Here is a 20609-nt window from a genome sequence, read left to right as displayed (position 1 = left end):
GCTGGATAGCTTGTCCCGACGACCCGTCGGTATCACTCCCGCTGTCCGAGAGTTGTACTGTCACCCCGCCAGTGATAGCACTGTGGTCCCGCCTCAGATGCCACTGACCGTCTCGACGAGCCCGACTGATTCGAGGGCCATCCAGCAGACGAACACCACGTACAGACCAAGCAGCGTGTACGCCTCGCGGTCCGAAAGTTCGAGGTCCGTCCGAATGAACACGATGAACACCAGCGTCGCGAACCCCAGAAACCCCATCGTCGGGATCGCCACGAGGAAGTCGATTGTCGCCCGCCCCGCCAAGAGGACGCCGACGGGAATCGCTACCAGCAGATTGAACGTGTTGCTTCCCAGGACGTTCGTCAGGCTCGTGACGCTGTCGTCGTTTTTCGCCGCGCGGACGCTGACGAAGGCATCGGGAAGGCTCGTGCCGGCGGCGATGACTGTCAGCCCCCAGAGAAACGTCGGTGTATCGAAGATGACACCGAGAGAGAGCGCGCCCTGAACCATTCCCTCGACGCCGACCGTGATGACGACGAGTCCGACCCCCAGCATCCCCCACTCTCGTCCCGGACGGACACTGTGGGTTTCGTCTGCGACATGCTCGCTGGCGTCCTGCTGGTGCAAGAAGACGTAGACACCGTAGGCCATGAGCGGAACGGCGACGAGCGTCGGGGTCAGGATAGCCGCCCGGTTGGTGCCGCCCGGAACGTACGTCGCCCCGAGCGCGAACACGATAAAGAGGATGAGGACGCTGATGACGTAGAACTGGGCGTCTTTGTGGACGATGTCACGCGTCGACCGGAGTTCCTCGCTTGCGAGCGCCGCGAGGGCCGGGATCACCAGGAGATTGAATATCGCGCTCCCGACGATGGCACCGACGCCCAGCGAGAACTCGTCGTGGACGACGGTGCTGATAACGACCGAGCTAATCTCAGGAAAGCTTGACCCGACGGCGACGACGATTGCGCCGTGGACCGCCACTGGTAACCCGTAGTACTTGCTCAGCCGTTCCGCGGCCCGCTCGAAGTAGGCACTCCCTTTCCAGATGACAGCAGTTGCGACGACAATAAGAGCGACCGAACCCAGCAAGCCAGCCATTGTGGACGTATTGACCGCATGGGTTCAAGGGTGTATGCCACTGGCGGTCAGCGCTGGAGGCGCGCGACCGTCTCGCCATCGCTACCCTCGACATCAACCAAGCCGTCGTCCGCAAGGTCGTCCAGCAGGCCGCGGAGCCACTCCCGGCCGTACTCCCCCTCAGGTGCGTAGTCGACGCGCACACGCGGGCCGAGTTTGTCCAGTCGCAGGTCGTCGTACTCCTTGAGTGCTGAAATGACGCGGCCGCGCATCTGTCGGCGGCTTCCCTCGAACTCGGGCTGGGTCGGGACATCCGGTGCGGTGAAATCGCCCGTCTCGTAGGCCGAACACCACTCGCGCCAGGGGCACTGCGCGCCGTCACAATCCGGCGTTTTCTCGCAGGCGACACCACCCAGTTCCATGATGGCGTTGTTCCAGACCCGCGACTGTCCGTCTGGCATGAGCGTGCTCGCTGCCGCTTCGAACGCCGAATCGTCGTCTGGCACGTCGAAGGCGCGATACAGGACACGCTTGACGTTCGTATCGACGACGGCGTTCCCGTTGTTGAACGCGAAGGAGGCGACGGCGTTGGCGGTGTAGGGACCGACGCCCATCAGGTCGCTGAGACCGTCCGGGTCGCGGGGCCACTCGCCGTCGTAGTCATCGACCACCTGACCGGCCGCCTCGTGGAGGTACTTCGCTCGGTTGTTGTATCCCAGCGAGTGACTGGTCCAGAAGCCGACCACGTCCGAGCGGTCGGCCTCGGCCAGCGCCGCCGCGGTCGGCCAGCGGTCCAGAAAATCCTCCCAGGCGTCGACGACCCTGTCCAGTTGGGTCTGCTGGCTCATCACCTCGGAAACGAGAATCTCGTAGGGGTCGGTCGTCTCCCGCCACGGGTACGAGCGGTGGTCCGCCTCGTACCACTCCACGAGCGCGTCCTGGACAGCCGACGGGTCCGCGGGCACGCCTTCCGGGCGGTCCGTCGCTGTCGACTGGTCGGTCATACCCTCGCTTAGCCCCGTCCTGATTTGTGCGTGGCGGTCGTTGCCGCTCAGTCGTCGACTTCGGACCGTCCCCACTCGAACTCGGTCCCGTACCAGTCCGGCTCGTCCTCGCTGAACACGTCCGCAAACACGAACATCGCGCCGTCGGGGTAGGTCGTATCGATGTACAACCGCCAGCCATGGGCCTCCGCGATGGTCTTGACGATAGAGAGGCCGAGCCCGGTTCCGTCCGCGCTCGTCGTGTGACCGTACTCGAAGATATCGTCGACCGCGTCGCTCGGAATCCCCGGCCCGTCGTCGGCCACGTAGAAGCCGTGTTCCGTCAGCCCGACCGTGACGGTCACCTCTGGGCCGACGTGGTCGAGGGCGTTGCGAAACAGGTTCTCGAGGGCTCGCAAGAGCCGCGTCCGGTCGGCGTCGATGGTTCGACTGCCCGCGACTTCGATGCTGGCGCTTTTGTTGTCGATGTTGTCCCACGCATCAGTAACGACAGCCTCCAGCGGAACCGGAGCCGTCTCCTCGACGCTTGCGCCCTTTCTCGTCAGCGTCAACACGTCGTCGATTATCGACTCAATGCGGTCGTGTGCGTCCTCAAGTTTCTCGATGTGGGACTGGAGGTCAGCCGAATCCGTCTCCGGGTCCGACAGCCGCGTCGCAAGCAGTTCGACGTGCCCCCGGGCGACCGTGAGCGGATTTCGGAGGTCGTGGCTCAGCGTCGACGCGAATTCGTCCAGCCGCTCGTTCTGACGTTCGAGTTCATCGCTCGACCGCTCAGCCTCTTTCCGGGCCGCCTGCGCCTGCTGTATCTGTCTCCGGAGCGTGTCCCGCATATTTCCGAAGGCGTCGTACAGCCGCCCGATCTCGTCCTGCCGAGTCGTCGAGATATCAACGCCGAGATCACCCTGTTCCATGGCCTGTGTCCGGTTACGAAGCTGTCTCAAGGGCCGAACCGTATGCCGTCCGAAGAGGTATCCCGCGATGCCCAGCGAGACGACTGTCGTCCCGATGACAGCGAGGAATCCCCAGCGGACGAGCCGACTCGTTCCGTACAGCGACTCGCGCTCGGCGCTCGTCGTGACCACCCACGACGTACCGTTGACGGGCGTGTACGTTGCGACATGGGCCCCCGTTTCGATAGTCGTCGTCCGGCCCGCTGTTGCGGCCCGGAGGCCGTCCTGACTGATGGGCGCGGAACCGCCCTGGCCGCCGATAAGCGGGTCCCCGTCCCCGGTGAGCAGTTGCGTCTCGAACCCGTCGCGCCCGTCCTGAAACTGCTCGGCCGGGACCCGGGCAACGAGCACCAGCGCTCCATCGCCATCGGAGACGGGAGTCACGAACGCCATTGAGTGGTTGTCACCGTCCGCGTATGCTGTCGAATGCACCACTGTGCCAGAACCGGTGGTGCCGTTCATCGTCGCCATCACGGGGGACTCCCACGCGGGTCCGACCGCCCACGGTGACCGGCCTTCTGTGCTCGTCTCAGTGCTGGCGACAACCATCTGAGAGTCGTCGACTGTGGAGACGTAGTGGAGCGAACGAATCTGTGACGACTCTGCCGTGGCCGCTGTGGTGAGGTACTGTCTAATATCTGCGGGCGTTCCAGTATCGTACACCCCTGCGGCTGCGATCGCAATAGTCTCCGTCTCGGTGGTCGTCCGCCACTGCTCGATACTGTCGGCGCGATGCGTGGCCGACGTTTCGAGGTCCGTCGCCGCGTCGCTGACGACCCGGTCCTGTATCTGCAGGTAGCTGCCGAAGCCGACGGCTGCGAGTACGACGACGATTACTGCCAGGGCGACAGCGAACTTCGCCGTGTAGCTCCTGTTCAGGACGACTGCATGAAGCCGCTCTAGCAGCCCATCGGATTGACTGGACGCTGCTGTCTCGTCCCCACCTCCTGTCATTATCTAATCTGAATCCTTCGGTAGTCGACCGCTACCCATCGTTATGTTCAGCCCATGATATAATTTGTCATATGTTATAATTGTAGACATCTGTGTTCCGAGGGAGCAGTCCCAGACGAGTCGTAAGGGGTTTCCTCGCGCTCACCGTCCCCTTTCGTATGAGCCTCGACGATCTACAGGAGGATATCGAAGCGGCGTACGGCGACTTCGATGACGAGTTCGAGCTGTCCATCGACCGCGAGACGCGCAACGAACTCGCGATGCTGTCAGTCGCACTCGACCCGGACGACCCGGACGAACTCGTCAGGCGCGCGGTCCATATGCTGTTTCAGTCGACCGTCGACCGCGGGACGCTGGATTTCCACCTCCGGTCGAGTTACGACTGTACGTACGATGAGTACCTTTCGGGGATGACCTTCGACCAGATGACCGGGAATGACTTCCCCCAGCAACAGGACAAGGACGACCGGCGCTATCAGTTTTAAACGAAGAGTCCAAGCACCAGCACCGTTGCGACGCCCAGGACCACCGAACGAAACATCCCGAGTACCCCCGTAAGCAGGATACGAAACACAGTCGTCTGAATCGGCTCCGGGGATCGCCGCAAGAGGGTCGGCATAGTACACATATACCACATTAGTTGACAGTTGGTGGTGCTATGGGATCTTTCCTCGCTACTTGTACGGCGAAGATATCCGCGACACGGCAACTGTCTCACCCATCTATCCGTCAGGACAGCGTATCCGCGGAAAACTACCCCTGGACTAGAATCCCGCTGACATGAAATCGGCAGTGCGTCCCGCCAATGATCGGGGTCGGATCGCGTACCCACTCACCGCCGCCGGTAACCAATACAGACTACCATCTGTTTCCGATACCCTTTTCCAAAAATTATCAATAATTGAAATACAACTTTCGATCTACTCTCTTTTATCTTCCGAGAAATACAGTACAAGCGGCCAATTCGAACATGATATGTGTGTTCTCGAACAGGCTTATCAGCTTTGATAGACAGAGAGAAGTTATAAAACGACCCTAAATCAACTCTGATGTGTGGGATTAGCGCCAGGCATACCGACGTGGATTCTCCTCAGTGCATTCGGCATAAACCTGGGAATTGCCGGTATTGCCGTTCGTCGTCGGAGTGTACGCGGGGCAGTGCCGCTCGCCGCGATAATGATCTCTGTAGCACTTTATTCGCTCGGCAACGGCGTTCTGTCGGCAAGCACGACAATGCCGACGTACCGGACCGGTCTCGTTATCAAATACATCGGGGCGGTCGGACTCGGGCCAACACAGTTCTGGTTCGGGCTGACGTACAGCGGCCGGGAATCACTCCTGACCCGCCGACGCTGGGCGCTACTGCTCGCTCCGCCGGTTGTCATTTTGGGGTTTGTCGTGACCGCACAGTCGCACGACCTGCTGTGGACCCTCGACGGGTTCGTGCAGGGACCGCCACTCGCGAGCCCGGTGCGCGAGAACGGCCCCGTCTTCTGGTTCAATCTCCTGTACCAGTACACTCTGATAGGAACGACGTACGTCATCGTCGGGCTCTTTGGGCTCAAGCGAAGCGGTCGGTACCGGACACAGGCGACGTTGATGTTGCTTGGCGGCATTATTCCGCTGATTGCGAGCGTGGTGTTCGTCTTCAGTAGCGATCCGATGGGTTCCGCCGACCAGACGGCGTTCGCGTTCACCTTTACGGGGATTGTCTTCGCGATCGCGCTCTTTCGCTTTGACCTCCTCGACCTGATGCCCGTCGCAAGGCACACGCTCGTTGAGGAGATGTCCGATCCCGTCTTCGTCGTCGATAAAGACGAGCGGCTTGTCGACGTAAACGAGACTGGCACAGACCTCCTCGATGACGAAGGGACGGCGATTGGCCGGTCTGCGTCGGAAGTCATGCCGTCCTACGACTCTCTCCCGGACGACGACGGCAATGCCGACGCGGATGTCGTCATTGAGGCTGACGGCGGACCACACTACTTTGACATCAACCGGACAACGCTCACCGACCAAACCGGCTCAGTGATCGGACAGCTGCTCATCTACCGTGACGTGACTGAGCGCCGTATCGCGGAAGAGCGCTTCCAGCGCCTCATCGAGCGGTCTTCGGACATGGTGACGGTTCTGGACGAAGACGGGGATTTCACGTACGTCAGCCAGCCGGTCGAGAAGATACTCGGATACGACCCGACCGAGCTGGTCGGTGAGGACGCCATCGAGTACATCCATCCCGACGACAGACAGCGCGTTGTTGAGGATTTGGCCAAATACGTTGACGATCACGGCTACTCCGGCACGTACGTCGTACGATTCCGCGACGCAGCGGGTAACTGGCGTTTCATCGAAGCGCACGCAACAAATCTGCTCGCCGATCCGTTCGTCGAGGGGATCGTCCTCAACTCCCGAGATGTGACCGAGCAACTACAGCGGAAGCGAAAACTGGAGCGACAGAACGAACGGCTCGACCAGTTTGCGAGCATCGTTGCGCACGACCTTCGGAATCCACTGAACGTCGCGAGCGGACGACTGAGCCTACTTGAGAGCGATGTCGATGCCGATCACAGCGCGTCGGTTGGGACGATTCAGGAGCAACTCGAGCGTATGGAGTCTATCATCGACGGCTCGCTCACGTTGGCTCGCTCAGGTGAAACGGTGACTGAGACCGACAAGGTAGACCTTGAGCTGATCTCCTACGATGCCTGGCAGAGCGTCGAGACTGACGGGGCGACCCTTGTCGTCGAAACGACACTCCAACTCAACGGTGACCGTAATCGACTTCGGACCCTGTTTGAAAACCTGTTCCGGAACAGTGTCGAACACAATGAATCGACCGATCTGACCGTCAAGATCGGGTCCGTACCTGACGGAGTAAGCTTCTATGTTGAAGACACCGGAACGGGCATCCCCAGCGAGGAGCGTGATGCCGTGTTCGAACAGGGATATACGACAAACGAAGAGGGAACAGGATTCGGCCTCGCTATCGCTAAAGACATCGTGCAGGCCCATGGATGGGACATCTCTGTCACTGAGGGCGAGAGCGGCGGAGCCAGATTCGTGGTCGAGTGCCACGAGTCACCCATGGTGAACCAACCTGACACCACATGACACTGAACGACTCCGTCGACTGGGCTACAGGCGTACAGGGTGTTGTATGTCTCCGGCGACGAATGCCGTCATCGTAGCGTTGCCCGTTCCCGTCACCGAAGACGGGCCCACCGCTACCGACGATACGACGGCCTCGGCACAAGCCGCGGTGCGACATCTTCAGAGGTCGACGTACTGGTCTTCCCACTCGCGGCGGGCGTCTATCTCACGACGCCCGCGGCGCGTGAGCGTATAGAAGTTGGTCCGCCGGTCGCGCTGGCCCTTCTCGACCAGTCCCTTGTCGACCAGTGTATCGAGGTTCGGGTACAGGCGACCGTGATGGATCTCCTTCTCGTAGTACGCTTCGAGTTCCTCCTTGATAGCTAACCCGTGGGGCTCCTCCCTGCCAGCGATCACGTAGAGAAGGTCACGCTGGAATCCTGTCAAGTCGTGCATCGATTTTCCTATGTAATGATTTAGTATCTATACTGTTAAATATATCGGCCCAGAGAACATGATGTGGTTTCGGTAGTCCGGGGTGTCGAATTTTCTGTATTTAGGCCCTCAGTCATCGTTTTGTCCATATGGTAAATACAGTCAGTATATCATCATTCTTCGGAAACTGATGGGAACAGTATTATTTGTCACTAGAGGACACAGAGAGGATAGTAGAAACAGTCCTGTTCGAAAGCGAGCAAGGTCTCGACCGCAGCGCCGTCGCGGCATAGCTCAGAACGATGGCCGATGCGCTGGACGCAGGACCCGAGATCACGCTCAGCGCAGGGACAAGAGGCCACGTTCGCGTCACCGTCGCAGGTGGAATTTGTGGTGAACGCCGAGCGCGAGAGCCCGGAGGGCGGCGACAGCAACTCGACATCGGAGTCGAACCGGAGTGGCCCGAGAACGCGACAGACACAGAGTGGTCTATCGAGTACGTCGTATCGTTTAGTAGTCAATTTCCGGATATACAGAAATCACTCGTAGCAGGTCGTTTGCAGCGAAGTAAGTGGAAAGCGGTCGCGAAAAACGCGACCGCTTGCCGCCCTGAATTGGTCCCCGCTGACGCTTCGGCCCTCCAAGCGAAGCGTCACTTGGTCGAATGGGGCAGAATAACTTAAAAGTACCGGCCCCGTCCAGCAGATGTTAGTTATCGAATTAGAAGCGAATGTAAGCTGTAACTAACCTAGATGTGTTCCTCCTCAAGCGCCCAACCAAGTGCCCGCTTGTAGTGGGTAAACATCATTCGGACCCGCTCGTGGTCCATCTCCTCGTCGTCTAACTGTTCAGCAAGGAACTCGTACTGCTCACGGATCTCGTCTTCCGAGCGCATACGTTGGCGTAGACAGCCCTCACGGAACAATCTTGAGGGCTGGCCTCTCAGCATCACGTATGAAAGTCCGCGGGGAGCGCGAGTGTCAGGACTGTGGCACGCGGTGGCGGTACTACGAGACGGGAAGCATTGCCTGTCCGGACTGTGGCAGCATCCACAGTGTCGGCATCGACGAGCACACCGAACACACTGACTCACCGGCCACACTTGACCTGACGCCGGTGCGGAGCCGAATCGATGCGGATACGACCCGAGAAATCGCCGACGCGGCAGCGGAGCGCTGCCGGGAGTACACGCGCAAGCGAGGGTTCATCGACGCGGGCGAACTTCGCCCGCTCGACCCGACGTTCGTCGCCGCGGTCGAACTCCAGCACGTTAGCGCACACCTCGCCCGGGAGTTACGCAGCGGCGACCCGGCAGAGCGGTACTTCTACGAACTGCTCGGTGGGGCTGACGACGGCGACCGTCCGGCCGTCGACGAGGTCCCGTCGGCCCTTCGCGTGCCGTACGGCCTGGCGATGGCAGCCACCGTCGACAGCTATCAGCGGGACGTGCGGACGTATCTGGACGCCAATCCGGAACCGACCGCACGACAGCTCTCCGGGCGGATTCGCGACCATCGAAAGCGGGTCGAGGCGCTGGACGGCGATGTCGACCCCGCGGACGCGAACCGCCTCGTCCATGCGGCGCGGGACCTGGGTTCGTACATCACCGGCGACGAGAGCGCCTTCGTCAGAGCTGAAAACTGGCTCGCCGGAATCGAGGACGACACCGTCTAACTCCTGAGCCGCCGCACCAGCGACTCGTCCAGACAGTTTTCGGGCACCGAGTCCCGCCACGTGACGGTCTCTATCGATTCGCCGTCGAGGCCGGGGTCCGACGCGAGCGCCGTTGCATCTGCCGTCCCGCGATAGGTCCCGAAAAAGAACGTCGCCTCGCGGTCGCCGTCGGTTACTGTGACCTCAGTGACGGCAGCCAGTTCATTGACGGCGATAGGCACACCAGTCTCCTCGCGGACCTCGCGGCGCACCGCCTCCTGGCGCGTCTCGCCGGTTTCGACGCCGCCGCCCGGGAGCTTCCAGATGTCGTCCTCGTAGACGAACAGCAGGCGGTCCGCCGGGTCGGTGACGAGCGCGCCGACCGCCCAGCGAAGGCCGCGGTCGGCACGGGCGCGGACTCCCTCTACGCCCCCTCTGTCGGTCTCTCTGGTCACTTGGCGGGTGAGCACGTCGCGGTCCGCAAAATCCGCAAGCCTCGGCATTCAGGGGAGGTCGACGTCGATGTCGTGTTGCAGGCCCGTCGCTTTGACCGTGTTGTACAGCAACATCGCGCGGGTCATCGGGCCGACGCCGCCGGGGACCGGCGTGATTGCGCCGGCGACCTCCTTTGCGCTCTCGTACTCAACATCGCCGACGAGTTCGTACCCCTTCTCCGTGTCGGCGTCGACGCGGTTGATACCCACGTCGATGACCGTCGCGCCCTCCCCAATCATCTCGCCGTCGATCATCTCCGGGACGCCGGCCGCAGCGACGAGGATGTCAGCGTTGCGCGTCCGTTCGGCGAGGTTCTCGGTGCGGGAGTGACACACCGTTGTCGTCGCATTGCCACCGGGTGCCTTCTGGATGAGCAGGTTCGCCATCGGCTTGCCGACGATGTCCGAGCGGCCAACGACGACAGCATCTTTACCCTCAGTGTCCACGCCCGCGCTCTCAATGAGCTTCTGGATGCCGTGGGGCGTACAGGGCTTGTAGCGGGCGTCGCCGGCCACGAGCCGGCCGACGTTCTCCGGGTGGAAGCCGTCGACGTCTTTCATCGGGTCAATGGCGCGCAGGACCGACCTGTCCTCGACGTGGTCAGGGACGGGCATCTGGACCAGAATACCGTTCACATCGTCGTCGGCGTTGAGGTCCTCGACGGTGTCGTACAGTTCGGCGGCGTCCGCGTCGGGGTCGATGTCGATGTCGATGGCCTCGATACCGACCTCCTCGCAGTCGTTCTGTTTCATCGAGACGTACGTCTCGCTGGCCGGGTCCTCGGACATCAGCACCGTCGCCAGCGACGGGCGGTGGCCGGCGTCGGCGAGGCGGTCGATGGACGCAACAAGGTCGTCCCGAATCGACTGTGCGACGGCGTTGCCGTCGATAATCTCTGTCATTAGGTACAACGGCGGCGCGGGGCGGTATGAACGTCCCGGATTCCAGTCAGCCGCGACAGGCTAGCACGCTCCCACTCAGGGACAGTCCGACTCGGCAACCGACTGCCGCTCGGCCCCCTGCTGGATAGCCCGTGTCGTGCCGCTCGGGACAGCCACCGTCATCGCCCGCCCGCCGTACCCGTGAGTCTGGTCGTGCCCCCGGACCACGACACAGCCCACGTCATTGGGAACCGTAATCGTCGCCGACCGGGTGAACGGGGCCGTCGAGTGGGCGTGCAGGAGGTCCCGGCGGCCCAGTTGCTCGCCACCCAGGGTCTCGACCTGCCACCAGTTCGCGTAGCCGTCCTCGCCGTCGTCGTCGTGGTACAGCGTCACGTCGAAACGGTAGTCGCCGCCGTCCTCATCGTCTACTTCGACGCCGACAACGTTGGCCTCTCGCAAGTCGAGGTCCTCGGCATCAGGTGTCTGGCCAGCAGCGGCCTGCTCGTCTGTCGCAGTGGCAGCGTCCGTCTCTGCCGCCGTCGCCGCTGTTGTGGGCTCGCTCCCGCTGCCATCGCTGTGCCCAGTTTCCTCCCTCGACTCTCCCTCGAACTGTGTACAGCCGGCGAGTGTTGACAGGGAGGTACCCAGTGCATAGAGCAGCCGGCGTCGAGTTGTGCGCGGCATACCGGGTGTGTCGGATGGAACTGATAAAAAGTGAGTCGCGAAGTGTGCGGATAGCAGAACTGCGGGCTAGAGCTTCCGGCGTTATTCGTACAGCGTGTACTCGTCGGTCATCTCGTCCACGCGGTCGCTGACCTCCGCGACGACATCGTCGTCGTGCGGGGCATCGACGACCTTGTAGATGAGGTCCGCGACCTCGCGGCAGGCGTCCTCGTCGAAGCCACGCGTGGTGAGCGCGGGCGTACCGGCGCGGATGCCCGAGGGGTTGAATGCCGAGCGGGTCTCGCCCGGAACGGTGTTGGCGTTGAGGACGATACCAGCTTCCTCCAGCGCTTCCTCGACTTCCTTGCCGGTGGTGTCCGGGTGGGACGGCCGGAGGTCGATGAGGACGAGGTGGTTGTCCGTGCCGCCGGAGACCAGCGAGAGGCCGTGCTCTTTGAGGCGTTCGCCAAGCGCGATGGCGTTGTCAACGGTCTGCTGAGAGTATTGCTCGAACTCGGGGGCCAGCGCCTCACCGAAGCCGACAGCCTTGCCGGCGACGTTGTGCATCAGTGGGCCGCCCTGCGAGCCGGGGAAGACGGCAGCGTCGATGTCGTCGGCGTACTCCTCGTCGCACATGATGATGCCGCCGCGGCCGGCACGAATGGTCTTGTGCGTCGACCCAGTGACGAAGTCGGCGACGCCGACCGGCGACTCGTGGACGCCGGCGGCGACGAGACCAGTGATGTGGGCGATATCCGCGAGGTGGTAGGCGTCGACCGCATCGGCGGCTTCCTGAATTCGCTCGAAGTCGACCTCTCGGGGGTACGCCGAGTAGCCCGAAACGATGATATCCGGTTCGAACTCCTCTGCGTGGTCGTGGAGGCCCTCGTAGTCGACGTAGCCGGTTTCCTCGTCGACCTTGTACTGTTCGACTTCGTACACCTGGCCGGCGAAGTTCGCCGGGTGGCCGTGCGAGAGGTGGCCGCCGTGGGTTAGGTCAAGCGAGAGGATCTTGTCGCCGGGTTCGAGGACGCCGAGATAGACGCCCATGTTGGCCTGTGAACCGGAGTGTGGCTGGACGTTGACGTGGTCTGCGCCCCACAGCTCCTTCGCGCGGTCGATAGCGAGTTCTTCGACGTCGTCGGCGTACTCGCAGCCGCCGTAGTAGCGCTCGCCAGGATAGCCCTCGGCGTACTTGTTCGTCAATTCGGAGCTCTGTGCCTCCATCACAGCCTCGCTGACGTGGTTCTCACTGGCAATCATCGCCAGTGTGTCGTTTTGCCGGCCTCGTTCGCCCTCAAGGGCGTCTGCAACTGCCGGGTCCGCTTCCCGTACGGTTTCGTAGCTCATGTATCCGATTCAGGACCGATACGACAATAATCTACCCTTTGACCCACGCGCGTGTAATGTTATCAACCCTCGTTTGGTGCCGGGGTATGGTGGGGGGTGACGACGTGCTGACAACCGTACGTATATATCGGATGACGTTCCACATATGCACACATGGTCACCTGGGGGGTGGCAGGCGAGCGGGTGGGCCGGGACGGCGGTGAAACGCTGGACTGGGATGGGGAAACGGTCGACCCGACCGCACTGGTGCACCAATTACACAATCGAGAGAGTACTGACGGCGAACAGCTACCACAGCGTGTCGACGATTGTTACCGCGGGTCCGTCACCGAGTTAGCGCTACCGGCGGTTGATGTCACGGTAACCCGCGTTGATACTGACGCCGATAGCGGGACGGTTGATTCACCGACAAGGCTTCAGGAAGGGGAGTACCTGTTGACGATGCAGGCCCGCGCTGCGGATAGCGACCGGGACTCACCGCTGGGCGTCGTCGACGACATTCGAATCCACGTCCGCTTCGACGGTCCGGCGTCGCTCCATTCGGCCGGTATTACCACCGTGCTTGGTTTCCAAGAGCCGACGAGCATTACCGTCGGGTTCGTCTGGGAAACGAACGCGGAGCGGCCGCATCTGCAGGTCCCCGCGACGCCCGAAGGGCTCGCAACAGCGATTACGCATCTGAGCGGGGCGCATCACACGATGCAGCCGTCCCGCTCGCACCCGGAACTCCGCGGGCACCCGCCGATAGTCACGACCGGCGAGACAACCCGTATTCCGGAGCCGGTGCGACAGAACCGTCCCGAGACCGGTATCACGCTCCGTGTTCCGGAGTGCGAGGCGGAACTGCTCGTCAGTGCACCGCTGGCATACTATCTCGGGGCCGAAGTGGTGGTCGAGTCACGGGATGCCGCACTGTTGACAGCCGAAGACACGTCGGTACACCTCTCTTTCGACGCGTGGCCGTCGCTTCAGGCTGGCGTCGCAGCGCTGCTCCGCAAGGTGTTCTACCTCGACTGTCTGGTCAGACGCGTCGACCCGGCCGAGAGTGGCGCTCGTATCACGTCCGCCCTTTCGCTCGACCCGGATACAGTGCGGTCGCTGTCGCCGGCTGGACGGCTCGAACGGTACATTGATGTCTCCGACGAAGCCGTGAATTCGATTCTGCCTGAGTGGCCCCTCTCGACGTACGTCTCGCCAGAGCCGGAGCGGGTCCGCTATCTGCCCTTCCTGCTTGACCGGCTCAGTCTTATCTACCTGCCAGACAGCTCCCGGCTTGACCAGGATGAACTGCTCGACAGAACGCTGGCGGATTCGTATCTGAGTCGCGGATCGGCTGAGCGCCCGCCAGTCATCGAGCCGAACCTGCGCGAGGGCCAACTGCACTCGTGGCTCGCCCCGGGGAACCCGATAGACGCCTGCAAAACGCCGCCGGAAGCGTACGTGAACCGCTACCGGAGTCAAAACCGTGACACCGACAGTCAACAGGTCGCGGTCGTCCTCAACGACGAGGAGATGGCCGATGAACACACGGAAGTCACGGAGATATACCGGGCCGCGGACCTACCGATGGACGTCCGGGTCAGCGAACTGCTGTCGGTCAACGAACTGGCCGACGTGTTCGAACAGCCGGCCGATTTCGTCCACTTCATCGGCCACTGCGACGAGGAGGGACTGCGCTGTCCCGACGGTAATCTGGCGCTGTCGTCGCTGTCGGAAGCCCGAACACAGACGTTCTTCCTGAACGCCTGTGGCTCCTACGATGAAGGGATTGACTTGGTCAAGCAGGGTGCGGTCGCCGGTGCGGTGACACTCACCGACGTGCTGGACAAACACGCTGCCCTGGTCGGGACCGCCTTCGCGCGCCTGCTCAGTAACGGATTCAGCATTCAGCGAGCGCTGGAACTCGCTCGCCGACGGATAATGATGTGCAAGGACTACGCGGTCGTCGGCGACGGGACCTACTCAATCGTTCCCAATCCCGCGCATCCTGCAGTCGTCTGGCTCTCCGAAGGGGAGACAGGATTCGACGTGCAGTGTACGGTCGTGTCCCCGGAACGGCCCGGCGAGAGCTACCGCCTGCCGTTCGACGACAGCGCCGCGCTGAACGGCGAACAGACGAGCCACTCGCTTGGTGCTACGGAGTTGGCCGACGCGCTGGGCCAGACCTCGCTGCCTGTCATCTACGACGGGGAGTTCCACTGGTCCGATGACCTGGCCGCGCGCCTCCGGACGGGCTTCTGAGGAAGGGAGAGCTGTCAGACTCCATGGCCGGAGCCGAGGCGGCCGCCGTCTGTTTCCGAACCGACCGAGTCGTTGCGGCGATGCGACATCTTCCGGGAACCTTTCGTACTGGGGGTCAGATTTGAGACGATGCCCGGGTCGTAACTTCCGGCGGGAAGGAAACAGTGACACCAGCCACTTATCGGGCCGAATTTACGCGGCGTCACCGAGCGGCATTGGTGGTTCAGTCCGTGGGTCGAACGGCTTCTGCTTAGGATAATTGACCAATATTTTATCGCTGTTCGCTGGTGGGTGTTGTCGGATTGTTGGCGAAATCAACACAGTATGGCCGGTAAAATTAAATATAGCAGTACACTATATACTGGCAAGGGACAATGACCGAAAATCTCCTGCAAGACGACATCGGGTCCATGCTGACCACGGTGTTTGGGGCAACTGACGAGCCGGTGTACGTCGTGAACCCGTCGCGGCGGACCATCTCTGAGCTTGTATCGACACTGGACGCAGATTCGGGCGCTCCCGAGGTTCGGCTGCTCGCCGACGAGCGCGCACTGAAAGACGTCATGGACGACTTCCTCGTTGCGAGCACTGCGGCCGACCTCATCAACGAGGGGCGGCTCACCATGCGACTGCTTGACGACGTGCCGAACCACTCGGTCGCGGTAACCGTTGACACGGTGTACGCGCTCGTCACGATCAGCGACACGGTCGGCGGTCTCGGGACCGACGACGCGGCGTTCGTCGATAACGCCTACGACTACTACGGCTCGACCTGGCAAGACGCCGACGAGTACTCGCTCCGGACACCGCCGCTCAACCGCGTCCAGAGCACGCTGGAATCCGATATCGGCCCGGAAACCGCGTCGGACTTCAACGACGTTCTCAGCTCGCTGTCGACGGCTCGCGGCGATGGCGACGGGCTTGATGAGGTCACCATTAGCCTGCTCGTGGCCGCACGGAACGGCGAACTGCTGTATGACATCAGCAAGTGGGGCGAGGATGTCGGGCTGGCGAGCAAGGCAACGTTCTCGCGGACGAAGACGAAACTCGAAGACATGAACCTCATCGACACCGAGAAGGTCCCAATCGACGTGGGTCGCCCGCGACTCCGCCTGATGCTCGGTGACGACCGGCTCAAAGACGCCGACCCGGACGAACTGGCCTCCGTCGCCCAGTCTATCCTCGCCGCGTAGGTTTTTCTCCCTTCACCACGAGGGCTTCGGCATGCGAACTGTCGAAGTCGTCGGGCGTGGACCGGCTGTCGATGCACTTGCCGCGTTTCTCGCCGATATCGACGTTTCAGTAGCACAGCCGTCGACACCGGCGGACAGCAGTGGCAACCTCGCCATCGTCGTCGATACCGTCGGTTCGGAGCGGTTTGCGGCGTGGAACAACCGGGCGAAAGACGCTGGCACGCCGTGGGTCGCCGTCGAACTGGGCGGCGTCGGCGGCGTCCCGGTGAGTGACGCCGCGATTAGTGGGTTTGGACCTGAAACCGGCTGTTTCGACTGTCTACGGACGCGGGTCGAGGCGACGGTCGATGACACCGAGGAAGTCACAGAAGCCCCGGCAGCAGCCACGCAACGATTCGCGGGAGCGCTGGCTGGTCGACTGGTGACCCAGTTTCTCGACGGTGACACTGCCCTCCTCGGGACTGTCACGGAACTCCCGCACACCCAGCGGCGGTTCCTCCCGGTCCCGGGCTGTGACTGTGGCGGGACACAGAACTATCCTCTCGCCGACGGTCGGCAGACGGCCCCCGACAGCGAGGCGCTATCGCGGGCGGAACTGGGCCTTGACGACCGGGTCGGTATCGCCACGGAGGTCGGTGAGGTCGAATCGTTCCCCGCTCCGTACTACCTGTCAACGCTCGCCGATACCGCCGGATTCAGCGACGTGTCGGCCGCCGCCAAGGCCGCCGGTGTTGCCATCGACTGGGACACAGCATTCATGAAAGCGCTGGGCGAGAACTACGAGCGGTACGCGGCCGGCGTCTACCGAGAAGAGAATCTACGGCACGGGACAGTCGCCGATGTGCCGGCTGCTGTCACACCCGATGCGTTCGTCAGGGATGAGGTCGAGTGGGACGAATCGAATGCACTCCCTTGGGTTCCTGCCGAGAACCTGCTGACCGACGAGCAGCGGTCGCTGCCCGCCGAAACCGTCCACTATCCGCCGCCATCGGACGCTGTCAGACCAGCAACGACAACTGGGCTGGGGCTTGGAAACACCGTCACGGAGGCCTTGCTGACCGGGCTGTACGAGGTCATCGAGCGTGACGCCGCGATGCTGTCGTGGTACTCGACGTTCGAGCCGCTCCGGGTGGCCGTCAACGACCACGAGCGGTACGACACGCTCCGACGGCGCGCGGCGTCTGAGGGCCTCGACGTGACGGCGCTGTTACTGACACAGGACGTGGACGTGCCAGTCATCACTGTCGCACTGGCACAGGACGAGTGGCCGCGCTTCGCGCTCGGGACCGACGCGGATCTGAACCCGGGTGCGGCCGCCGTCGGCGCGCTGGAGGAGGCGCTCCAGAACTGGATGGAACTCGACAGCATGGGTCCCGAGGCGGCCATGGACGCACAGGGCGCTATCGGGCGCTACGCCAAATCGCCCGGTGAGGCGGCCGACTTGACGGCTGCGGAGACGGCGGTCCCGCTGGACTCGCTTGGCCCTGATGCGGACCTCTCTGGCGAGGCAGAGCTAGAGACGTTGTGTGACCGGGCGACCGACGCGGGGCTCGCTCCGTACGGGACACGGCTGACGACGCGCGACCTCGAACAGCTCGGGTTCGAGGCGGTTCGAGTCGTTTGTCCGTCGGCACAGCTGCTGTTCTTCGGTGAGTCGTTCTTCGGCGAGCGGGCCGAAGCCGTCCCGGCCGACCTTGGCTTCGAACCGCGACTCGACCGGGATCACCATCCGTTCCCCTAAGCGGACCAGTGGCTGTCAGATACCGAACGTCGCCCGCAGCATATCCCGCGAGCCCGGCCCGAGGCCGACGGCGGTAACGGCGATGAGCAACAGCAGTGCGTACCGCGGGCTGTCGTCGATGAACTCCTGATTGAACAGCGAGACGACCAGCGAGGCGACGGCGAGCTTGACAATCAAGAACGGCCATGAAGTGCCGATAGCCGCGGAGAGACCGGCCGGCTGGAGTGCCTCGGTAGCCGCAATGATGAACTCGTTGGCCGGGTGTTTCGGATAGTACGTTAGCGGAACATTGAGCGCGTCGAGCCAGTCGGCCAGCAGAACGTTCGCAACACCGTCGATTGCGTGGCCCCAAATGACCAGCAGGCCGATATAGCCAGTTCCGTCGTTCAGCGCCGGTCGGTAGGACTCGAACAGGCGATACAGACCGTACGACAGCGCCGACGCCAGTGCGACAGTCGTGATGAGGACTGACGGGTACAGCGTCGCGTACTCGCGTGTGAGCGCGACAAATGTGAGATACAGAATCGTCACGGCGACAAAAGCCCCGCCGATAGCGCCGGTCGTCCGGTAGTAGCTGTCGACGACCCCACGCTCTTCGAGATCCACGCAGGCGACGAGGACGAGCAGCGTCAGCAGGAACACCGTCCCGTAGATGACGGGACTGATGATGAGCGAACTCAGCGGGTACTCGACGATGGGTGTGACTCCGGCGTCGACCGCGCGGTCGGTCGCATCCTCGACAGTCCGCAACGCGCCGCCGAGCAGCATGAACGGGACGAACGCGAAGTAGAGCTTCGGGTCTTCGGCGATGTCCAGTCGCTCAAGGAGGAAGTAGACACCGACAAGCATGTACACCAGAATCAGCATGTAGCCGATCTCTGAGACGATAGTGTACCCCGGTTCTGCGATGAGCCGGCCTTCCTGTATAGCCGCTTTACAGCCCTCGTACAGCGGTTGTGGGCCGGATGCAGTCATTTCGGCACAGCTGGCCGACTTGGCGTCGGCGTACACCGGCCCCCAGAAGTATTGCCAGAGGAACCGATCCCAGACGGCCTGTGGAGCAGCCATAACGGCTCCGACCGCAACGAGGAGGACTGCAACGAAAGAGCCCACCCAGAGCTGGCCGGGCCCGTACTCATCGACGGCTCGATCGAACGTTTCCATGGCCGAGTGACCGGTGGCAGGCGGTTTCAGCGTTCCGGTCCCGTGTGCGTGGAGCGGGCTTCCGCGAGCCAGACGCGGCGGGATTTGATGGCGAAAATGTGTTTAATCCCCAGTGAGTGCCTCGTTGCCGGCCGCCACGAAGGCCTCGTGTGCCTCGCCGTTTGAGGCGACGACGGAATCGCTGTCGTGGGTCCAGGGCTCGCCATCGAGGTCAGTGACCGTGCCGCCAGCCTGTCGGACCATGTGTACGCCGGCGATCGTATCCCAGGGGTCCATCGAGCGCGTACAAACGAGCCCTTCGAGCGCCCCGTCGGCAACGTGTGCCAGCGTGGCCTGGAACGAACCCAGACGCCGAATGTCACCGAAGCGGTCGCCGACAGCGCTACACAACCGACCGAATTCGTCCCTGTCATCACGGTCCCACCAGCCGACGGGGGCCACGGCAAAGGTCTCCGGGTCGGTTCGTACGCTCACGGAAAGTTCAGTCCCGTCTCGCGTCACGCTTTCGGGGCCAGCCGCGTAGAGGTCGCCATACGAAGGGAGGTAGGTCACCGATGCGACCGGCTCACCGTCGACAACTGCGCTGACGACCGTTCCCCACAGACGCATCCCACGGACGTAGTTCGCCGTCCCGTCGATCGGATCGATTACCCACACAGCGCCGCTACTTGGGATACTATCGACCGCTTCAGGCTCGGAGTCAGCTTCCGGGCCAGCTAACGTTGAGAGGTCCTCTTCACAAAGGAACTGGTCACGGGGGAACTCCGCTCGGATCGTGGCGACGACTTGCCGCTGGGCGTCTCGGTCCGTCTCCGTGACGAGATCGTTTTTGTTGGCCTTCGAATCGACACTGAGGTCGCCCCGGAACTGCTCGCGGGCAACGACACCGCCGGCGCGGGCTGCTCGCTCGGCAACCGCCGCCCGGTGGCTTGCATCTGTCATACCTGACGCTGGACCGCCCGTGTTCAAACCATCTCGCCTTCCAGCAAAACAGGGCCGACGGCCAGGATGGGTTACTCCTCTTCGACAGCCTCGTCAACAGCATCGAGAATGGCTTCAGCGATGTCCCGCGCCTCATTGGGCGTGTACAGGACCTGATTCCCCAGTGACTGTTCAATACGGACGTAGCCGTCATCGTCCTCAATGGAGAAAAACGCTGTATTCTCCAGCGGTGGCACGTGCAGGCTGGCCCCCTCGGACTGGTCTGTGGCCATGTTACTATTTAGCATATAGAGCAGCTTAAATCTACGGCTCTGGACAACAGCGACCGCCCAGTTACAAATATTAATAATTGGGCCACAACGGCTTATACTCAGCCCAGATATGTACGTATATGGCATCGATACGTGGGGCACTTCGGTTCAGCAAGGACATCTCAGTTATCATGCTTTTGGGAGTCGTCTACGTCCTTGGGTTGAGCGTCGCAACGCTGATCAGTGCATCAGAGGAGCGACTGCCACGGATACACGCTGTTAGTGGCGAGATACGGAGTCGACTTCGTCGCCCGGTGTAAACCGCTCGGCAATCATGAAGCCCTAGAGTCGTCGACTGGCACACGGAATCAAGTGGTTGTCTCCAGAGTGCGTCTATCCAAGTTGGCGAATTTTTCCGACCGTGGACAATATCTGGGACCACTTCTCTGTGTCTCTCGTTAGACTCCCGGAGTAGTACGATTCCCGCAAAGGTGGCCGCCCTGTTGGTCATTGTATTGT

At 62.2% G+C, this 20609-nt stretch carries 20 protein-coding genes; 7 read left to right on the top strand and 13 right to left on the bottom strand.

Annotation, left to right across the window (positions count from 1 at the left end; translation table 11 throughout):
- Positions 1 to 93 precede the first annotated feature (93 nt).
- Genes AV059_RS15105 through AV059_RS15095 form a run of 3 tightly spaced genes read right to left on the bottom strand, consistent with a single transcriptional unit; the run spans position 94 to position 3988 of the window.
- The gene (locus AV059_RS15105; RefSeq protein ID WP_058995709.1) at positions 94 to 1101 is read right to left on the bottom strand and encodes a sodium:calcium antiporter; all 1008 of its coding nucleotides are present in this window, start codon (positions 1099 to 1101) and stop codon (positions 94 to 96) included.
- Positions 1102 to 1148: 47 nt separating this feature from the next.
- Complete coding sequence (locus AV059_RS15100; protein ID WP_058995707.1) at positions 1149 to 2084, bottom strand: A/G-specific adenine glycosylase; 936 nt, start codon at positions 2082 to 2084, stop codon at positions 1149 to 1151.
- A gap of 47 nt (positions 2085 to 2131) precedes the next feature.
- Positions 2132 to 3988 carry an ATP-binding protein gene (locus AV059_RS15095; RefSeq protein WP_058995705.1) on the bottom strand — a complete coding sequence of 619 codons (1857 nt, stop codon included), beginning with the start codon at positions 3986 to 3988 and terminating at the stop codon, positions 2132 to 2134.
- A 158-nt stretch (positions 3989 to 4146) separates the two neighbouring features.
- On the opposite strand from AV059_RS15095, the gene AV059_RS15090 reads away from it, so the two are divergent.
- A complete protein-coding gene (locus AV059_RS15090; RefSeq protein ID WP_008309033.1) occupies positions 4147 to 4473 on the top strand; it encodes a hypothetical protein in 327 nt (108 codons plus the stop codon).
- A gap of 568 nt (positions 4474 to 5041) precedes the next feature.
- Positions 5042 to 7099, top strand: coding sequence for a histidine kinase N-terminal 7TM domain-containing protein (locus AV059_RS15085; protein WP_079990787.1), 2058 nt, complete (start codon positions 5042 to 5044; stop codon positions 7097 to 7099).
- Between the two features lie 159 nt (positions 7100 to 7258).
- Here AV059_RS15085 and AV059_RS15080 read toward each other — a convergent pair whose 3' ends face one another.
- The 3 genes from AV059_RS15080 to AV059_RS22475 form a co-directional block, all read right to left on the bottom strand.
- Positions 7259 to 7534: a PadR family transcriptional regulator gene (locus AV059_RS15080; RefSeq protein ID WP_004518082.1), complete on the bottom strand. Its 276-nt coding sequence runs from the start codon at positions 7532 to 7534 to the stop codon at positions 7259 to 7261.
- Between the two features lie 191 nt (positions 7535 to 7725).
- Positions 7726 to 8034, bottom strand: a complete 309-nt coding sequence (locus AV059_RS22115; RefSeq protein WP_154021038.1) for a hypothetical protein — start codon at positions 8032 to 8034, stop codon at positions 7726 to 7728.
- A gap of 227 nt (positions 8035 to 8261) precedes the next feature.
- On the bottom strand, positions 8262 to 8408 hold the full coding sequence (locus tag AV059_RS22475; protein ID WP_195156665.1) for a hypothetical protein: 147 nt from the start codon (positions 8406 to 8408) through the stop codon (positions 8262 to 8264).
- A gap of 59 nt (positions 8409 to 8467) precedes the next feature.
- On the opposite strand from AV059_RS22475, the gene AV059_RS15075 reads away from it, so the two are divergent.
- A complete protein-coding gene (locus AV059_RS15075; RefSeq protein ID WP_058995704.1) occupies positions 8468 to 9187 on the top strand; it encodes a hypothetical protein in 720 nt (239 codons plus the stop codon).
- Here the strand turns inward: AV059_RS15075 and AV059_RS15070 are convergent.
- From AV059_RS15070 to glyA, 4 genes are all read right to left on the bottom strand, one after another.
- Positions 9184 to 9669, bottom strand: a complete 486-nt coding sequence (locus AV059_RS15070; protein ID WP_058995701.1) for an NUDIX hydrolase — start codon at positions 9667 to 9669, stop codon at positions 9184 to 9186. The two genes, AV059_RS15075 and AV059_RS15070, sit on opposite strands and share 4 nt — an antisense overlap.
- A complete protein-coding gene (locus AV059_RS15065; protein WP_058995700.1) occupies positions 9670 to 10563 on the bottom strand; it encodes a bifunctional methylenetetrahydrofolate dehydrogenase/methenyltetrahydrofolate cyclohydrolase in 894 nt (297 codons plus the stop codon).
- A 75-nt stretch (positions 10564 to 10638) separates the two neighbouring features.
- On the bottom strand, positions 10639 to 11229 hold the full coding sequence (locus AV059_RS15060) for a hypothetical protein (protein ID WP_058995698.1): 591 nt from the start codon (positions 11227 to 11229) through the stop codon (positions 10639 to 10641).
- Positions 11230 to 11310: 81 nt separating this feature from the next.
- Positions 11311 to 12558: a serine hydroxymethyltransferase gene (glyA, locus tag AV059_RS15055; RefSeq protein ID WP_058995696.1), complete on the bottom strand. Its 1248-nt coding sequence runs from the start codon at positions 12556 to 12558 to the stop codon at positions 11311 to 11313.
- Between the two features lie 153 nt (positions 12559 to 12711).
- On the opposite strand from glyA, the gene AV059_RS15050 reads away from it, so the two are divergent.
- The 3 genes from AV059_RS15050 to AV059_RS15040 all read left to right on the top strand — a co-directional run bounded on the left by AV059_RS15050 (position 12712) and on the right by AV059_RS15040 (position 17733).
- Complete coding sequence (locus tag AV059_RS15050; protein ID WP_058995694.1) at positions 12712 to 14799, top strand: hypothetical protein; 2088 nt, start codon at positions 12712 to 12714, stop codon at positions 14797 to 14799.
- Positions 14800 to 15173: 374 nt separating this feature from the next.
- The gene (gene tbsP / locus AV059_RS15045; RefSeq protein WP_058995692.1) at positions 15174 to 15992 is read left to right on the top strand and encodes a transcriptional regulator TbsP; all 819 of its coding nucleotides are present in this window, start codon (positions 15174 to 15176) and stop codon (positions 15990 to 15992) included.
- Positions 15993 to 16023: 31 nt separating this feature from the next.
- A complete protein-coding gene (locus AV059_RS15040) occupies positions 16024 to 17733 on the top strand; it encodes a YcaO-like family protein (protein ID WP_058995690.1) in 1710 nt (569 codons plus the stop codon).
- A 15-nt stretch (positions 17734 to 17748) separates the two neighbouring features.
- Here the strand turns inward: AV059_RS15040 and AV059_RS15035 are convergent, their stop codons facing one another.
- The 3 genes from AV059_RS15035 to AV059_RS15025 form a co-directional block, all read right to left on the bottom strand.
- A complete protein-coding gene (locus AV059_RS15035; protein ID WP_058995687.1) occupies positions 17749 to 18897 on the bottom strand; it encodes a DUF63 family protein in 1149 nt (382 codons plus the stop codon).
- Positions 18898 to 18999: 102 nt separating this feature from the next.
- Positions 19000 to 19839: an inositol monophosphatase gene (locus tag AV059_RS15030; protein WP_058995685.1), complete on the bottom strand. Its 840-nt coding sequence runs from the start codon at positions 19837 to 19839 to the stop codon at positions 19000 to 19002.
- A gap of 71 nt (positions 19840 to 19910) precedes the next feature.
- Positions 19911 to 20111 (bottom strand): hypothetical protein, encoded by a 201-nt coding sequence (locus AV059_RS15025; RefSeq protein ID WP_004518094.1) that lies wholly within the window; start codon positions 20109 to 20111, stop codon positions 19911 to 19913.
- Positions 20112 to 20230: 119 nt separating this feature from the next.
- On the opposite strand from AV059_RS15025, the gene AV059_RS22110 reads away from it, so the two are divergent.
- Positions 20231 to 20410 carry a hypothetical protein gene (locus tag AV059_RS22110; protein ID WP_129755198.1) on the top strand — a complete coding sequence of 60 codons (180 nt, stop codon included), beginning with the start codon at positions 20231 to 20233 and terminating at the stop codon, positions 20408 to 20410.
- The last annotated feature ends 199 nt before the right edge of the window (positions 20411 to 20609 follow it).

Source organism: Haloarcula sp. CBA1127, from assembly GCF_001485575.1.
Lineage (GTDB): Archaea > Halobacteriota > Halobacteria > Halobacteriales > Haloarculaceae > Haloarcula.
This window is presented reverse-complemented; position numbering and strand designations above follow the sequence as displayed.

Bases quoted from the DNA above. Each gene is read 5' to 3' on its own strand.
- glyA (WP_058995696.1), bottom strand. From the start codon at position 12,558: ATGAGCTACGAAACCGTACGGGAAGCGGACCCGGCAGTTGCAGACGCC.
- AV059_RS15095 (WP_058995705.1), bottom strand. From the start codon at position 3,988: ATGACAGGAGGTGGGGACGAGACAGCAGCGTCCAGTCAATCCGATGGG.
- AV059_RS15075 (WP_058995704.1), top strand. From the start codon at position 8,468: ATGAAAGTCCGCGGGGAGCGCGAGTGTCAGGACTGTGGCACGCGGTGG.
- AV059_RS15050 (WP_058995694.1), top strand. From the start codon at position 12,712: ATGGTCACCTGGGGGGTGGCAGGCGAGCGGGTGGGCCGGGACGGCGGT.
- AV059_RS15080 (WP_004518082.1), bottom strand. From the start codon at position 7,534: ATGCACGACTTGACAGGATTCCAGCGTGACCTTCTCTACGTGATCGCT.
- AV059_RS15040 (WP_058995690.1), top strand. From the start codon at position 16,024: ATGCGAACTGTCGAAGTCGTCGGGCGTGGACCGGCTGTCGATGCACTT.
- AV059_RS15025 (WP_004518094.1), bottom strand. From the start codon at position 20,111: ATGGCCACAGACCAGTCCGAGGGGGCCAGCCTGCACGTGCCACCGCTG.
- AV059_RS15105 (WP_058995709.1), bottom strand. From the start codon at position 1,101: ATGGCTGGCTTGCTGGGTTCGGTCGCTCTTATTGTCGTCGCAACTGCT.
- AV059_RS22110 (WP_129755198.1), top strand. From the start codon at position 20,231: ATGGCATCGATACGTGGGGCACTTCGGTTCAGCAAGGACATCTCAGTT.
- AV059_RS15070 (WP_058995701.1), bottom strand. From the start codon at position 9,669: ATGCCGAGGCTTGCGGATTTTGCGGACCGCGACGTGCTCACCCGCCAA.
- AV059_RS15065 (WP_058995700.1), bottom strand. From the start codon at position 10,563: ATGACAGAGATTATCGACGGCAACGCCGTCGCACAGTCGATTCGGGAC.
- AV059_RS22475 (WP_195156665.1), bottom strand. From the start codon at position 8,408: ATGCGCTCGGAAGACGAGATCCGTGAGCAGTACGAGTTCCTTGCTGAA.
- AV059_RS15060 (WP_058995698.1), bottom strand. From the start codon at position 11,229: ATGCCGCGCACAACTCGACGCCGGCTGCTCTATGCACTGGGTACCTCC.
- tbsP (WP_058995692.1), top strand. From the start codon at position 15,174: ATGACCGAAAATCTCCTGCAAGACGACATCGGGTCCATGCTGACCACG.
- AV059_RS15090 (WP_008309033.1), top strand. From the start codon at position 4,147: ATGAGCCTCGACGATCTACAGGAGGATATCGAAGCGGCGTACGGCGAC.
- AV059_RS15030 (WP_058995685.1), bottom strand. From the start codon at position 19,839: ATGACAGATGCAAGCCACCGGGCGGCGGTTGCCGAGCGAGCAGCCCGC.
- AV059_RS15100 (WP_058995707.1), bottom strand. From the start codon at position 2,084: ATGACCGACCAGTCGACAGCGACGGACCGCCCGGAAGGCGTGCCCGCG.
- AV059_RS15035 (WP_058995687.1), bottom strand. From the start codon at position 18,897: ATGGAAACGTTCGATCGAGCCGTCGATGAGTACGGGCCCGGCCAGCTC.